At 66.7% G+C, this 14,174-nt stretch carries 14 protein-coding genes; 8 read left to right on the top strand and 6 right to left on the bottom strand.

Going from position 1 to position 14,174, the window contains the following annotated elements:
- Positions 1 to 618 precede the first annotated feature (618 nt).
- The 6 genes from ACWGKS_RS16455 (at position 619) to ACWGKS_RS16430 (ending at position 6,570) form a co-directional block, all read left to right on the top strand.
- On the top strand, positions 619 to 3,429 hold the full coding sequence (locus ACWGKS_RS16455) for a transglycosylase domain-containing protein (RefSeq protein WP_358508713.1): 2,811 nt from the start codon (positions 619 to 621) through the stop codon (positions 3,427 to 3,429).
- Between the two features lie 298 nt (positions 3,430 to 3,727).
- Positions 3,728 to 4,018 carry a 30S ribosomal protein S6 gene (gene rpsF, locus ACWGKS_RS16450; RefSeq protein ID WP_067598220.1) on the top strand — a complete coding sequence of 97 codons (291 nt, stop codon included), beginning with the start codon at positions 3,728 to 3,730 and terminating at the stop codon, positions 4,016 to 4,018.
- A gap of 112 nt (positions 4,019 to 4,130) precedes the next feature.
- A complete protein-coding gene (locus tag ACWGKS_RS16445; RefSeq protein WP_358508715.1) occupies positions 4,131 to 4,730 on the top strand; it encodes a single-stranded DNA-binding protein in 600 nt (199 codons plus the stop codon).
- Positions 4,731 to 4,849: 119 nt separating this feature from the next.
- Complete coding sequence (rpsR, locus tag ACWGKS_RS16440) at positions 4,850 to 5,086, top strand: 30S ribosomal protein S18 (RefSeq protein ID WP_067598213.1); 237 nt, start codon at positions 4,850 to 4,852, stop codon at positions 5,084 to 5,086.
- 27 nt (positions 5,087 to 5,113) lie between these two features.
- On the top strand, positions 5,114 to 5,560 hold the full coding sequence (rplI, locus tag ACWGKS_RS16435; RefSeq protein ID WP_067598210.1) for a 50S ribosomal protein L9: 447 nt from the start codon (positions 5,114 to 5,116) through the stop codon (positions 5,558 to 5,560).
- A gap of 176 nt (positions 5,561 to 5,736) precedes the next feature.
- Positions 5,737 to 6,570: a peptidoglycan recognition protein family protein gene (locus ACWGKS_RS16430; protein ID WP_358508718.1), complete on the top strand. Its 834-nt coding sequence runs from the start codon at positions 5,737 to 5,739 to the stop codon at positions 6,568 to 6,570.
- Positions 6,571 to 6,639: 69 nt separating this feature from the next.
- Here ACWGKS_RS16430 and ACWGKS_RS16425 read toward each other — a convergent pair whose 3' ends face one another.
- Positions 6,640 to 7,989, bottom strand: coding sequence for an MATE family efflux transporter (locus ACWGKS_RS16425; RefSeq protein ID WP_358508720.1), 1,350 nt, complete (start codon positions 7,987 to 7,989; stop codon positions 6,640 to 6,642).
- Between the two features lie 348 nt (positions 7,990 to 8,337).
- Between ACWGKS_RS16425 and dnaB the strand changes: the two genes are divergently transcribed.
- Positions 8,338 to 9,690, top strand: a complete 1,353-nt coding sequence (gene dnaB, locus ACWGKS_RS16420) for a replicative DNA helicase (protein WP_067598201.1) — start codon at positions 8,338 to 8,340, stop codon at positions 9,688 to 9,690.
- Between the two features lie 777 nt (positions 9,691 to 10,467).
- Here dnaB and ACWGKS_RS16415 read toward each other — a convergent pair.
- From ACWGKS_RS16415 to upp, 5 genes are all read right to left on the bottom strand, one after another.
- A complete protein-coding gene (locus ACWGKS_RS16415) occupies positions 10,468 to 10,698 on the bottom strand; it encodes a hypothetical protein (RefSeq protein WP_358508722.1) in 231 nt (76 codons plus the stop codon).
- A 241-nt stretch (positions 10,699 to 10,939) separates the two neighbouring features.
- Complete coding sequence (locus tag ACWGKS_RS16410; protein ID WP_067598195.1) at positions 10,940 to 11,455, bottom strand: PH domain-containing protein; 516 nt, start codon at positions 11,453 to 11,455, stop codon at positions 10,940 to 10,942.
- 19 nt (positions 11,456 to 11,474) lie between these two features.
- Positions 11,475 to 11,639 carry a hypothetical protein gene (locus tag ACWGKS_RS16405; RefSeq protein WP_358508724.1) on the bottom strand — a complete coding sequence of 55 codons (165 nt, stop codon included), beginning with the start codon at positions 11,637 to 11,639 and terminating at the stop codon, positions 11,475 to 11,477.
- Positions 11,640 to 12,001: 362 nt separating this feature from the next.
- Positions 12,002 to 12,244, bottom strand: coding sequence for a hypothetical protein (locus ACWGKS_RS16400; protein WP_358508726.1), 243 nt, complete (start codon positions 12,242 to 12,244; stop codon positions 12,002 to 12,004).
- A 436-nt stretch (positions 12,245 to 12,680) separates the two neighbouring features.
- Positions 12,681 to 13,334 (bottom strand): uracil phosphoribosyltransferase, encoded by a 654-nt coding sequence (gene upp, locus ACWGKS_RS16395; protein ID WP_358508728.1) that lies wholly within the window; start codon positions 13,332 to 13,334, stop codon positions 12,681 to 12,683.
- A gap of 323 nt (positions 13,335 to 13,657) precedes the next feature.
- Between upp and ACWGKS_RS16390 the strand changes: the two genes are divergently transcribed.
- Positions 13,658 to 14,158 carry a tRNA adenosine deaminase-associated protein gene (locus ACWGKS_RS16390; RefSeq protein WP_067598185.1) on the top strand — a complete coding sequence of 167 codons (501 nt, stop codon included), beginning with the start codon at positions 13,658 to 13,660 and terminating at the stop codon, positions 14,156 to 14,158.
- Positions 14,159 to 14,174: the final 16 nt, after the last annotated feature.

Raw genomic sequence — 14,174 nt, 5'->3', positions numbered from 1 at the left:
GGTCTCATGGCCCACAGCGAACAGGAGAAGGTGCCCACCATCCCGAGGAATTCGCACGGGTGATGTCACATCACGGCTCCCAACTGGGTCGATGGCCACGGTCGCGCATTTGAGTGATCGCCGTCACATGCGGGATGGTGCTCATAGTCGAGGCTGTGACCTGCGACGACGCCGCCAAACCGGCGCACGGTAACAAGTCGGGCGAAGTGCGCGATACCCTCGCGCGTGGGTTGTGCAATACCGTTCGATCGCTCTACCGTGACTCATGATTTGCGTGTGCGGCCGGTAGAACCCCCGAACCGAGCCACCGCCGCGGCGACGTTCAGATCGGCCCGAAAAGGCCGCTGAGCAGGGGATGCGCACCCGCAGGCCAACGACCAGGAGGAAGTAGCGGCCAACGTCTTCGCGACCTGTTGAAAACCCTCACCCAGGGTTGGGCGTCTCTTTATCAAGCCTTGAACGACAGGCGACAGCGGTGGAAAACCAGGCTGATCCGGCCCAGAACCACGCCGGTACACCGTGAACAGGTCGCGAATCACCGATCCCCCAGGGGGGACAGTCCCCCTTCCACCAAGGAATCGTCAGGCCGACCGGCCGTGAGAGGCAATCGAGGACCACGTGAGTACCGAACGACGACGGAGTGCCGAAGGCGGCCGTCGCCGGGCCGACGGCCCGGGCGACGGTCCGCGCGGTGACGGCGGAAGGCGTAGGGCCGACGGCCCGCCCCGGGGGGAACGTGCCGGCGGACGACGCCGCCCCGATCCCGCGGACGAAGGAGGCTTCTGGGGAGGCGACGACGACGCCGCCCCGCGTAGGCCGCGCCCGCCCGAGGCCGGATCCCGCGCCGAAGGACGTCCGCGCCCCGAGGGCGGACGCCGCCGCGCCGATGGCGGCCGACCCCAACGCCCCGAAGGCGCACGACGCCGCCGCCCCGAGGACGGCGAGCGTCCGCGCCGCCCGGAAGAGGGCAGGCGCCGCAGCCCTGAGGGCGGGGACCGCCCCCGTCGTCGCCCCGACGACCCGCGCGCCGGTGGGCGCCGCAGGACCACGTCGGGCCCTCGTGACCCCCGCGAACGCGAACACGGTTCCCGCTCCGAGGGCCGCCGCGCTCCGGGCAGAGGATCCAGAGCCGCCGGAGGCGCCGGAGGCCGTGGTGGTGGCGGTGGACGCCGACGTTCCCGCGAGGAGGAACCGGACGACCGCCACTGGTTCAAGCGCTTCATGTCCAAGGCGTGGAAGCCCGCGCTGGCCTTCTGCGGTCTGATGTTCATCGCCGGTGTGGCCACCTTCGCGGTCCTGTACTCCATGGCCCCCGACGCCAACGAGCTGGACGAGAACGCCGAGAACCAGATGTCCGCCACCCAGATCTACTGGGCCGGCGCCGGGGAGGAAGAGGAGGGCGAACTCGCCCTCACCACCGGAGACGTCCAGCGCGTCGCGGTCCAGCGCGAGGACATCCCGGCCACGGTCGTCGACGGTGTGCTCGCCGCCGAGCAGCGCACCTTCTACGAGGACCCGGGCATCAACATCATGGGTATCGGTCGCGCCCTGCTCTCCCGCGGCGAGGCCGGTGGTGGCTCGACCATCACCCAGCAGATGGCCCGCGGCTACTACAACGACCTTCAGGGCGAAGAGCCGCTGACCCGCAAGATCCGCGAGATCTTCATCTCGATCAAGCTCAGCCAGCAGGTCGAGCACGACGAGATCCTCACGATCTACCTCAACACGATCTACTTCGGCCGCGGTGCCTCCGGCATCGAGATGGCCGCGCAGGAGTACTTCGGCAAGAGCGTGGGCGAGCTCGACAGCGCCGAGGGCGCCTTCCTGGGCCTCATCATCCAGATGCCCAGCAACTTCGAGAACCCCGAAGAGGGTTCCTGGACCGAGACCTACCTCAACGACGAGCGCTGGCCCTACGTTCAGGAACAGCTGGCCCTGATGCACGAGGAGACCGGCGGAGAACGTGGTCTTCCCCGGGCCGAGGCCGAGGCCTTGGAGATCCCCGAGCGGATCGACTACAACCCCGAGGAGACGGGCGGTGACCCCAGACAGGGGTACGTCCGTCAGGCCGTGATCAACGAGGTCGAACGGCGGTACGAGGGCTCGGGCATCACCGGCGCCGACATCGCCACCAAGGGTTTGGTCATCAAGACCTCCCTGGACCAGGAACTGATGGTCGCGGCCGAGGAGGCGTTCAACGTCCTCCCCGAGAGCGCGGCCGACGACACCATGCACGGCCTCACCGCGGTGGAGCCCACCACCGGGCGGATCGTCGCGTTCAACGGTGGACCTGACGTCTCCACGGTGATCAACAACTCCCTGGTCCACCAGACCCAGGCGGGTTCGGCCTACAAGCCCTACGTGTTGGCCCGGGCCCTGTCCGACAACATCGGCCTGCGCAGCCAGTTCAACGGGGACAGCGGACGCGAGTTCCCCGGCCTGGCCAGCCCGGTGATCAACTCCGGCGAGGTCGACTACGGCAACGTGGACCTCATCCAGTCCACCGCGGACTCGGTCAACACCAGCTACGTGGAACTGGCCATCGAGGTCGGTGAGTCCCGGGTCGACGAGCTGGCGGTCGAGATGGGCGTGCACCCGGACCGGCAGACCACGTCCACCGTCGGTCCGTTGATCGCCCTGGGCACGCACCAGGTGAACTCGCTCGACATGGCCAGCGGGTACGCCACCTTCGCGGCCGAGGGGCGGCACTTCCCCGCCCACATGGTCACCGAGTTGCAGACCGCCGACGGCACGGTGCTGGAACCCGACGACGCGGAGGAGATCGAGGCCGGCAAGGAGGTCCTCAGCCAGGCGGTCGCCGCGGACGCCACCTACGCCATGCAGCAGGCGGTCCTGGAAGGCGGTGCCGGTAACGCCGCCCTGGCCGACGGCCGCCCCGTGGCGGGCAAGACCGGTACCTCCTCCGACGCCGTCTCGGCCTGGTTCGTGGGGTACACCCCGCAACTGTCGGCCGCGGTGGGTTTGAGCCGGGCCGAGGCCCAACCGCTCGACTTCGGTGCCGAGCTCGGTGACGTCTACGGTGGTACCACCTCCGCGAAGGTCTGGAAGGCCTTCATGGAGACCGCCATGGAGGGGCAGGAACACCAGCAGTTCCCCGAACCCCAGTGGGTCGGTGACGAGCTGAGTTACCTGCCCACGCCCCCTCCCAGCGAGGAGCCCAGCGAGGAGCCGAGCGAGGAGCCGAGCGAGGAGCCGAGCGAGGAGCCGAGCGAGGAGCCCAGCGAACCGGAGTGCGACCCGGCGGACCTGAACTGCGAGCCGTCCGAGCCGTCCGATGACCCGGATGAGTGCTTCTTCCCGGGCATGCCGGGTTGCGAGGAAGAGGAGACCGAGGAGCCCGGGTTCCCGGGTGAGAACGAGCAGCAGCAGGGCGGCGTCAACAACAGCCTGTTCAGGCCCAGGGAGTGATCCCGGACTGACCGGGCGGTACGCCGCCGGTTCACGGGGCCGGTGCCCGAGGGAGAACCTCGGGCACCGGCCCCGTTCGTTTCCCCGTTTCCCGGAACGTCGAGGCGATATCGGGCGCGTCCGAAGTATCCACAAGGCATCCCGGGTGGTATTCGGCTGCTGGTAACCTTGACTCCCGTATGGCTCAGAGTCCGAGTGGTGCGCCCCCGGTCCGATCGGGACGGTGAGACCCCGGGCTCCTGCCCTCCTGCCATGGAGATTCCATGGCCGCGACAGTCCAGAGGAGGAACGTACGCCTATGCGTCGTTACGAAATCATGGTCATCCTCGACCCGAACCTCGACGAGCGCACCGTCGCCCCGTCGCTGGAGAACTTCCTGAACGTCGTCCGCGAGGACGGCGGTTCGGTCGAGAAGACGGAGATCTGGGGCAAGCGTCGTCTCGCCTACGACATCGAGAAGAACTCCGAGGGCATCTACGCGGTCATCGACCTGACCGCCAAGACCGAGACGGTCAAGGAGCTCAACCGGCAGTTCGGTATCGCCGAGTCCGTGCTTCGCACCAAGGTTCTGCGTCCCGAGGTTCACTAGGCACTTCGGTGCCCGACCCCCTGTGCCCCGTTCGTTCTGTCCTAGGCGACAGGGATGATGCGGGGACCAGGCGAACCGCCTGATCCGAACTATCTCGAACCGGAGCCGATCCATGGCAGGCGAAACCCAGATCACGCTCGTCGGCAACCTCGTCGACGACCCTGAACTGCGCTTCACTAACAGTGGAGCCGCGGTCGCCAGCTTCCGTGTGGCCTCGACGCCCCGCACCTTCGACCGTCAGTCGGGGGAGTGGAAGGACGGCGAGTCCATGTTCCTCACCTGCAGTGTCTGGCGGCAGTACGCGGAGAACGTGGCGGAGACTCTTCAGCGTGGCATGCGCGTCATCGTGCAAGGCCGCCTGAAGCAGCGTTCCTACGAGACCCGCGAGGGCGAGAAGCGCACCGTCTTCGAGATCGACGTCGAAGAGGTCGGCCCGGCTCTGCGTAGCGCCACCGCGAAGGTGACGAAGACGCAGCGCCAGGGTGGCGGCGGCTTCGGCGGCGGTGGTGGCGGTGGCGGCGGTTTCGGTGGCGGCCAGCCTCAGGGCGGCGGCTACGGGAACCAGGGCGGCGGCTTCGGCGGCCCGCAGGGCGGCCAGGGCGGCCGCAGCGGTCCTCCCGCCGACGACCCGTGGGCGACCAACGGCGGCGGTGGTGGCGGCGGCTTCGGTGGTGGCGGCGGCGGAGGATTCTCCGACGAGCCCCCGTTCTAGCCCGGCCCCACGGCCCCACGTAACACCCGACACGGAGCCCGAAACGGCACCGAGTCACCCTTTCCATGTCCCAGCCCATCCCCGGGTGGACCCCGGGGCTCTTGCGAAGGAGCACCACGATGGCTAAGCCCCCAGCACGCAAGCCCAAGAAGAAGGTTTGCCTGTTCTGCCACGAGAAGCAGTCCTACATCGACTACAAGGACACCACGCTTCTCCGTAAGTTCATCTCCGAGCGCGGCAAGATCCGTGCCCGTCGGGTGACCGGCAACTGCACCCAGCACCAGCGCGACGTCGCGACCGCGATCAAGAACGCGCGCGAGGTGGCCCTGCTGCCCTACACCAGCACCGCTCGCTAGCGGCGATATCCGAGGGAGGTTTTTGTCGTGAAGCTGATTTTGACCCACGAGGTCAACGGTCTCGGAGCCCCCGGCGATGTCGTCGAGGTGAAGAACGGTTACGGACGCAACTACCTGCTCCCCCGTGGGGTCGCCATTCGGTGGACCCGTGGTGGGCAGAAGCAGATCGACCTGATCCAGCGTGCCCGCAAGGCGCGTGACATCCGCACCCTGGACGAGGCCCAGCAGGTCGCCGGCCAGGTCAACGCTCTGACCGTGCGCCTGAAGCAGCGTGCCGGCCAGGGAGGTCGTCTCTTCGGTTCGGTCACGCCCGCGGACATCGTCGAGGCCGTCAAGGCCGCCGGTGGTCCCGAGCTGGACAAGCGCCGCGTCGAGATCAAGAACCCGATCAAGTCGGTCGGTGCCCACAAGGTCCAGGTCCGCCTGCACCCTGAGGTCTCCGCCTCGATCAAGCTGGAGATCGTCGGCGCCTAGTCGTCGACCCTTTCCAGTTCTTGAACCCCGTTCCTCCTCGGAGGGGCGGGGTTCTTGCCGTCCGGCGAACACGCCCGGCCGGCGAGAACCTCCCTTTGGCTACTCTTTGTAACTTATCGTGTTCTCTGTGTTGCGTCGTGTCCCGCGACGCTCCTCACGGAGAGGACAGCATACCGATGGCCATTGAGAGACGACCCGAGAACGACCACCCGTTCGCGGTGGGCCGCAGGACGATGCTGCGCGGAACGGTTCTGGCCGCCGGGGGAGTGCTCCTCGGTGGCGCACTGGGGGTTTCCGCCGTGGGCCGGGCTTCGGCCTCCGCGACACCCAAGGTGTACACCAGGTCGAACTGGAAGGCCCGATCGCCGAAGGGATCGGTGGACATCCTGGGCAAGGGGCCGACGCACATCGTCGTCCACCACACCGCGACCGGCAACGTGTCCGACACGTCCACCAGCCACGCCGCCGCCCTGTCCCGATCCATTCAGAAGCACCACATGGACAGCAACGGCTGGATCGACACCGGTCAGCAGCTCACCATCAGCCGAGGTGGCCACATCATGGAAGGGCGCGACAAGACCCTTCAGGCCATCGGCGACGGCAAGCACGTCCTGGGCGCGCACACCGCCGACCACAACTCGCACACCATCGGGATCGAGAACGAGGGCACCTATACCTCGGCGACCCCGCCGGAGGCGCTGATGTCGGCGTTGGTGGACACCTGTACCTGGCTGTGCCTGGTGTACCGGTTGGATCCGCAGGACGCGATCGTGGGGCACCGCGACTACAACTCCACCAACTGCCCGGGGGACAAGCTCTACTCGATGCTCCCCAAGCTCCGGAACGACGTGGGGAGCCGCCTGCGGGAACAGCTCGCTCACCTGAGCCGATACGCCGGCGAGGAACTCGCCGTGGAACAGCTGCCGAGCTTCCCCGGCGCGCCGGAGGCGGAACGGACCGCCACCTTCTACCACGGCCCCACGATCGGGGACCTCGACGCGTCCTTCTGACCCGGGCCCACCCGTCGCCGCCCTCGACACGACGGTCGGGGGCGGGTCCTGCGTTCGCGAGGGTGCCCCTCAGGGACGCGTCGCGCCGGTGACCAACCAGGCGGTACCACGCGCGCGAAGGCCGAGAGTGATGGCCCGGGCCAGGATCCATACGGCGAAGGCGATCCACAGGCCCACCAGACCCCAGGTCTGGGACGTGGCCAGGTGTGGAAGGACCAGGGCGAACGGCAGGAAGGCCAGCATCGTCCACAGGGAGGCCCACGCCAGGTAACGCTGGTCCCCGGCGCCCATCAGTACTCCGTCGAGGACCATGGTCACTCCGCTGAGCGGCTGCATCAGCGCCACGACGACCAGGGAGGCCATGATCAACCCGGCCACCCGGGGATCCGAGGTGAACGGAAGGTGCGCCCACGGCAGCACCAGGAACACCAGGACCATGAACACCAGGCCCGACAACACCCCCCATTCGATCATGCGCCGAGTGGTGTCCTTGGTGCCTCGAACATCCCCCGCCCCCAGATAGCGGCCGACGATCGACTGCCCCGCGATGGCGATGGCGTCCATGGCGAAGACCAGCAGCGCCCAGATGTTGTAGCTCACCTGGTGCGCGGCGATCGACTCGTCTCCCAACCGGGCGGCCACCGCAGTGGTCACCAGCGCCACCACACGCATGGACACACTGCGTAGGAACAGTGCGAACCCGGCCGAGGCCGAGGCCTTCAGTCCCGCCACACTCGGCATCAGGGAGACACCCTCGCGACGGGCGGCGCGGACGATGGTGGCCACGTACCAGAACGCGCCCGCCCCCTGGGCGAGCACCGTCGACCACGCGGAACCGGCGATGCCCCAGTCCAGGACCAGGACGAACGTGGCGCACAGGATCGCGTTGCCGATGTAGGAGGAGACCGCCACCATCAGCGGGGTACGGGCGTCCTGCAACCCGCGCAGCACTCCCGTGCCCGCCATGATGATCAACAGGAACGGGGTGCTGAGCAGGCTGATGCGCAGGTAGATGATCGCGTACGGGGCCACTTCGGGGGAGGCGCCGAGGAGGTCGATCATCCACGGGCCGAGCGGCCAACCGATGCCGATCGCGGCGATACCCAGCAGGACCGCGAGCCAGAGCCCGTCCACACCGTCGCGCATGCCGCCGGGGATGTCTCCCGCGCCGAACTTGCGGGCGACGGCGGCGGTCGTGCCGTAGGCGAGGAAGACGCACACCGCCGCCAGGGTCAGCAGCACCTGTCCGGCGACGCCGAGACCACCGAGGGCCTGGGTGCCGAGCGAACCGACGATGGCGGAGTCGGTGAGCAGGAAGAGCGGTTCGGCGATGAGGGCGAAGAACGTGGGGATGGCGAGGGCGAAGATCTCGCGGTCGTGGCGGTGTCGGAAGGGGGCCGCCGAGAGGAATGTGGCCATGGCAGAGCCACAGTACCGGACAGGCGTTCGACGGGTGGGGTGAGGTTGTCCACAGGCTGTCGAAGGCCTGTGGATAACCTGTGGAAAGCCTCCTCGTGAGACATCTTGCACGTCTTGGTAGAGAAGCGCGTTTTCGCAGTTCAAATGGGTTATGGGTGACTGGTGGCATAGTTATCCACAGGTGATGTGCATAACCTCTGCGCACAATGCCCCATGGGGCTGGGGATGTGATGGTAAAGGGGTGTCCACAGGCCTCCCTCACGGCGTCCCCCGTCACCCGGATGGGGCATGCTGGAAGGGTCGGCCCGGACCCGGGCCGACGCACGCGTCCGGTGTGGGGAGTAGTCCGTGAGTGTCGCCGAGCAACCACCTGAAGCAGGCGGATACGAGCGCACCCCACCGCATGACATCCAGGCCGAACAGAGCGTCCTGGGCGGCATGCTCCTGTCCAAGGACGCCATCAGCCAGGTCGTCGAGATCATTCGGTCCGCGGACTTCTACCGACCCGCGCACCAGATCATCTACGAGAGCGTCGTAGACCTGTTCTCCCGTGGCGAGCCGGTCGACGCCATCTCGGTCAACGCCGAACTGACCAAGCGCGGCGAGGCCACCCGTGTCGGCGGCGCCCCCTACCTGCACACCCTCACCGAAGCGATCCCCACCGCGGCCAACGCCGGCTATTACGCCAAGATCGTCTCCGACCGCGCGGTCCTGCGCCGCCTGGTCGAGGTGGGCACCCGCATCGCGCAGATCGGTTACTCCGGCGACGGAGAGGTCGACGACCTGGTCGACCACGCCCAGGCGGAGATCTACAAGGTCGCCGAGAAGCGCACCGGTGAGGACTACGTCGTCCTCGGCGACATCATGCCGGGCGCCTTGGACGAGATCGAGGCCATCGGCGCGAACGACGGCAGCATGACCGGTGTCCCCACCGGCTTCGCCGACTTCGACGCCCTCACCAACGGCCTCCACCCCGGCCAGATGGTCATCATCGCCGCTCGGCCCGCCGTCGGAAAATCGACCCTGGCCTTGGATTTCGCCCGTGCTGCGTCTATCAAGAACGAGATGACGTCCGTTTTCTTCAGTCTGGAGATGGGGCGCAACGAGATCGTCATGCGTCTGCTCTCCGCCGAGGCGCGGGTGCCGCTGCACACCATGCGTTCGGGGTTGATGACCGACGACGACTGGGCGCGGCTGGCCAGACGTATGGGCGAGGTGGCGAGTGCGCCCTTGTTCATCGACGACTCCCCGAACATGTCGATGATGGAGATCCGGGCCAAGTGTCGTCGGCTCAAGCAGCAGCACGACCTCAAGCTGGTGATCGTCGACTACCTCCAACTGATGAGCTCGCCCGGTCGGGTGGAGAGCCGCCAGCAGGAGGTCTCCGAGATGTCGCGTTCGCTCAAGCTTCTGGCCAAGGAGTTGGAGGTGCCCGTGGTGGCGCTCTCCCAGCTCAACCGTGGTCCCGAGCAGCGCACTGACAAACGCCCACAAGTGTCGGATCTTCGCGAATCGGGCAGCATCGAGCAGGATGCGGACATGGTCATCCTGCTGTACCGCGAGGACGTGCACGACAAGGAGTCGCCGCGAGCCGGCGAGGCGGACATCATCGTGGCCAAGCACCGTAACGGACCCACCGCCGACGTGACCGTGGCCTTCCAGGGCCACTACAGCCGCTTCGTCGACATGGCTCCGGGATAACCTCGGCGGTCGGCGAGTACGGGGTGTGATCGATTTGGTCACACCCCGTTGTATCGGTCAATCCATAAGTCGACTTATGTGCTGGCCAAAATGTCGACAAAGAGATTCGTCGACTTGTCGCCGTGGATCTCGCCGGACTCCAGGCACAGATGTCGGCCGCTGAAGCGCTCGCGCATGCGTCGGTCGTGGGTCACGATCACCAGTGCTCCGGTGTGGTGGGACAGCGCCTCCTCCAGTTCCTCCGCCGGACCGGAGGAGAGATGGTTGGTCGGTTCGTCCGGGTGATCTGTGAAAGCCGTCGGTGACGCGGTCCGAGCATGGGGACCTCCTGCCGCGTGTGTGGTCCGGGGTTGTGCGCCACGGTAGGGAAGGGATGGGTTTCGGTCATTGGCGCGCATATACGCTGCCGGCCGAAAGCCGATGGTCGCCGGTGGCGAAGGCCTTCCTGATCGCGGTGTGGGGACGCCGACGGAGCCGCGCCCACCGTGTGGAGGTGGGCGCGTGGTGCTCGGAACGTGGCGGTCCGGCGCGAGGAAGGATCTAAAGCAACATGAGTGAGACGGTGCGTCTCGTCTCAATCAAGGTCAAGGCCGTTTTCGTGAGACGGGAGTCACCCTCGCCGCTTCTCTAGAGGCGGATATTCGGTTGTCCTCATCTAGATTTATGGTCTTGCCGATTTGTCGACAAAACGATGAGCCGACTCTGTTCGGCCCGAGAACGCGAAGAGCCACCCGCGTCGTGCGGGTGGCTCTTCGGGGTGTGTGTCCGGGCGGCCGGTCAGAGCCAGCGGGCCTCGGGGCGGGTGCGTCCGCTCTCATCGGTGATCAGAACCCAGTGAAGGATGGGGTGCTCCGAAGTGGTCGCGTCGGTGTTCTCGCGCGGTCGAGGGACCTGCGTGGGCTGAGGAGCCAGGCCGGCGAGGCGGCGGCTCTGGGCAGCGGATCGATTGCGCCGACGGGTGGTCAACGAGCGGGACGGGCGCGGCGCGTGGTCGGTCCTGCGTGCCATGGAGCCCTCCTCGTTTCCTATTGAGATAGCTCATGTTAACCCTTTGTTCATCTAAGAGTCAATTCGGCACGGCGTGACGTACCTGACCACCCGGGGATTTCGCGCTCGAACCGCCTCCAAGGTGAACGCAAGATGAACAAACCGGTAACCCGGGTCGCGGCGAGGGGTCGGCCAAGGATCGGACACGAAGAAGCACCCGCCACCTAGACGGGTGCTTCGAAGCGTCGTACGCGGGTACCGGTCACTCCTTGAAGATCAGTCCCACGACCTCGAGGTAGAGCTGCTCGGGGTAGGGAATGAAGTCGATCCTGCTGAGCGCCTGGTCCTGACCCGCGGACTCCATGACGAAGGTTCCGTAGCCGAGGAACCGGCCGAGCAGGGTGCGTTCGAACCGCATGTCCGTGACCTTGCCCAACGGCATCATGTTCACCTGTCGGGTGATCAACCCCGTGGTCAGGAGCAGCCGGGCCGACGTGATGACGAAGTAGTCCACAGACCACTCCGCGACCCGCCAGACGAACCACACCAGGACCAGCAGCCACAGCCACCAGATGACGGCGAGCACGACGCCGCCGTCGGCACCGCTGCCGATCGTCTGGCTCAGGATCCCCGCGAGGATCAACGCGGCCAACACGATCGCCACCGGTCCGATGAGGACCGCGGGGTGACGTCGGATGGTCACCACGTCCTGCTCATGTGGCAGGAGATAGCGGTTGACCGATGCCGGTGCCGCGTTACTTGAGGCGACGAGCTTCATGGCACCCGCTTCCTCACGACTACGGCAGCAGTGCGTTGACGAAGCGGGACATCGACTCCGCGCCGCCCATCAGGCCGCCCAGGGCACCCTGGATCACCCCGGCCGCACTTTCCGGTTGCGTGAGTAGATAAAACAACACGAAACCGATGAGCGCGTATCCGCCCCATTTCTTCAACTTCGCCACGACTGACTCCCCTTGGAATCCACCTGACCCACCAACCCAGCAGTGATTGTTGCATCGACCATCATGCCCGTAAAGCCTTAAGCGCACCCTCGGCGTGGCGGTATGTCTGCCGTTCGCCACTTGCGGACTGTGTCCGGTTCCGGTGAGGTTGTTGTCCCTGTGAAGGACGGTCCGAAATTCCTTTTTGTCCAGAGGCAGGTCAGAAGGGGTGAAGACCGCAGACGAACGTGTTCCGGGTGGGAGGTTCCGTGGAGTTCCGCAGGTCCGGATCCCGGGGAGGGGTCACCGGCGCCGGCCCGGCGTCGGTTCCCGGTCTTCCATAGTTCTGTGTAATGCAGGGCCGAAACAGCCCACGCGAGTGGTCAACGTTGTTCGGCGAAGGCCAGGGCCAGAACCTGTAGGTGTTGTCGTGCGATGCGTTCGACGAGGTCCGGGGTGGCTCGTCCGGTCACGTCCTGGGCTCCGTGCCGAGCCGCGTCCACGCACCGGGAAACGGTGGCGGAGTGGTGAACGTTGGAGAACTCCGTGGAAAGGCGACTGACGACGGGACTGAAGTGGGGGTCGCTGGCGGCCTGGGTGGACGAGGGGGAGGGGTTCTCGGGCATCTCACTCCTTCTGGGCTGCGGGCGGAACGGCACGGGGGGTGTGCGCACGGGGGCTATGCGTAGCCACTGAGGGGTAGCCGGAGTGCCGCCTCGAATGTGGGGGCGGTGTTCCGGGTCTCGGTGGCCTGGCCCCTGGGGCGGGGCGGTTTCGGTCGGGCTGATCTACCCCGTTACGGGTGGTCAGGAACCATGATCACCCTAATCTGTTACGTTCCAATCTCGAAATGAATTCGGCTAAAGCAGCGCCGTGTCTCCGGTGTGATCGATCAAGCGGGCTCGACCAGGGGGGACGTCGGGCGGGGGCACGGCCATGAGGGGTCAATGCCCGATTTTCGGACGTTCATTCGGCTTCGACCAGAAAGAGCCGAAAAAGCGCCCGATCAGTGATCTGATCGGGCGCTCGGGGCGTGGGATGCGACGAAGCCGCGGCCCGGCCTCAGGAACAGCCGTAGAGGCGATCACCGGCGTCGCCGAGTCCCGGCAGGATGAAGCCCTGCTCGTTCAGGCGCTCGTCGACGGCCGCGGTCACCACGCGAAGGGTGGCCCCGTGGTTCTCCGGGAGGCTCTCCGTCAGCTTCCGCTCCACCGCGGTCAGGCCCTCGGGAGCGACCAGCAGGCAGATCGCGGTGATGTGATCGGCGCCGCGCTCGACGAGCAGCTTCAGGGCGGCGGCCAAGGTTCCACCGGTGGCCAGCATCGGGTCGAGCACGTAGCACTGGCGACCGGACAGGTCCTGGGGAAGACGGTCGGCGTAGGTCGCCGGCTGCAGGGTCTCCTCGTTGCGGGCCATACCCAGGAACCCGACCTCGGCGGTGGGCAGCAGCCGGGTCATGCCGTCGAGCATGCCGAGTCCCGCGCGCAGGATCGGAACGACCAAGGGAGTCGGGCGCGACAATTGGAATCCGGTGCTCTGCACGAGCGGGGTCTCGATGGTGACCTCTGTCACTCGGACATCTCGCGTCGCCTCGTAGGCGAGCAGGGTCACCAGCTCGTCGGTCAGCCGCCGGAAGGTCGGTGAGTCGGTCCGCACGTCGCGCAGGGTGGTCAGTTTGTGCGAGACCAAGGGGTGGTCGACGACCAGGGTTTCCAAAACGTTCTCCGGGTGAGCTGGGGCGACAGGGCGATGTGTGGGTAGAGGGGCCGGCACGAGTCTAACCGCGCGTATACCCCGACCCGGGGTGTCTCGGGCGGGCCTCGGGGCACCCCGGCCCCCGTTCGAGGTGTCGAGGCCGTGAAGAAGGGTGCCGGGATCGTATGCGGGGGCGCGCCGGAGCCTCCTGACGTGAGAACGTGGGTCCGGTCCATGGCGGACGAAGGAAGGCTGTGAGGTGGGAGTGATCGCTACCATGACACTCGCACGGGCGAGCCGGATCCCTTCGTCCGCACCGATACACCGTCCGGGTTGGGGTGACGATGACAGTGCTCGATCATGGTGACGACGACTCGGGTGACTTCGCGGCCGTCGCATACAGGGAAGAGGAGTACTGGGATGTGGATCTCCTCCCCATCGCGCTGGTGCACGACCTCAAGGGTCTGATCCACGCGCTGCGCCAACAACCGAGCATCAGCGGTTCCCTCGGACTGGTGTCCGTAGGCGACGACTTCTTCATCATCGTCCGGGTGTACGGCGAGGACGTCACCGTCTTCCTTTCCGACGTGACCGCCTCGGTGGACTGGCAGGTGGCCAGGGACGTCCTCGACTACCTGGACATCGACCTTCCCCACGACGACGACCTCGACCAGGTCCTGCCCGCGGGCGACCTGTCCGTGGTCGCGGACCTGGGCCTGGACGAGATGGAACTGGGCGCCCTCGCCGGTGACCTGGACCTGTATCCGGACGAGGTGCTCGCCAGCGTCTCCGAACGTCTCGGATTCGCTCAGGCCTTTCAGCGTGTCCTCGACGGTATGGGGTAAGGACGCCTGCGGAAGT

This window comes from Nocardiopsis sp. NPDC055879, from assembly GCF_053615935.1.
The sequence above is the reverse complement of the archived record's forward strand: the minus strand, read 5'-3'. Positions and strand labels throughout refer to the sequence as shown.

What these genes read in the sequence shown, in the direction of transcription:
- rpsF (WP_067598220.1), top strand. Translation starts at nt 3,728, where the DNA reads ATGCGTCGTTACGAAATCATGGTCATCCTCGACCCGAACCTCGACGAG.
- ACWGKS_RS16445 (WP_358508715.1), top strand. Translation starts at nt 4,131, where the DNA reads ATGGCAGGCGAAACCCAGATCACGCTCGTCGGCAACCTCGTCGACGAC.
- rpsR (WP_067598213.1), top strand. Translation starts at nt 4,850, where the DNA reads ATGGCTAAGCCCCCAGCACGCAAGCCCAAGAAGAAGGTTTGCCTGTTC.
- ACWGKS_RS16430 (WP_358508718.1), top strand. Translation starts at nt 5,737, where the DNA reads ATGGCCATTGAGAGACGACCCGAGAACGACCACCCGTTCGCGGTGGGC.
- ACWGKS_RS16425 (WP_358508720.1), bottom strand. Translation starts at nt 7,989, where the DNA reads ATGGCCACATTCCTCTCGGCGGCCCCCTTCCGACACCGCCACGACCGC.
- ACWGKS_RS16415 (WP_358508722.1), bottom strand. Translation starts at nt 10,698, where the DNA reads ATGGCACGCAGGACCGACCACGCGCCGCGCCCGTCCCGCTCGTTGACC.
- ACWGKS_RS16410 (WP_067598195.1), bottom strand. Translation starts at nt 11,455, where the DNA reads ATGAAGCTCGTCGCCTCAAGTAACGCGGCACCGGCATCGGTCAACCGC.
- ACWGKS_RS16400 (WP_358508726.1), bottom strand. Translation starts at nt 12,244, where the DNA reads ATGCCCGAGAACCCCTCCCCCTCGTCCACCCAGGCCGCCAGCGACCCC.
- ACWGKS_RS16390 (WP_067598185.1), top strand. Translation starts at nt 13,658, where the DNA reads ATGACAGTGCTCGATCATGGTGACGACGACTCGGGTGACTTCGCGGCC.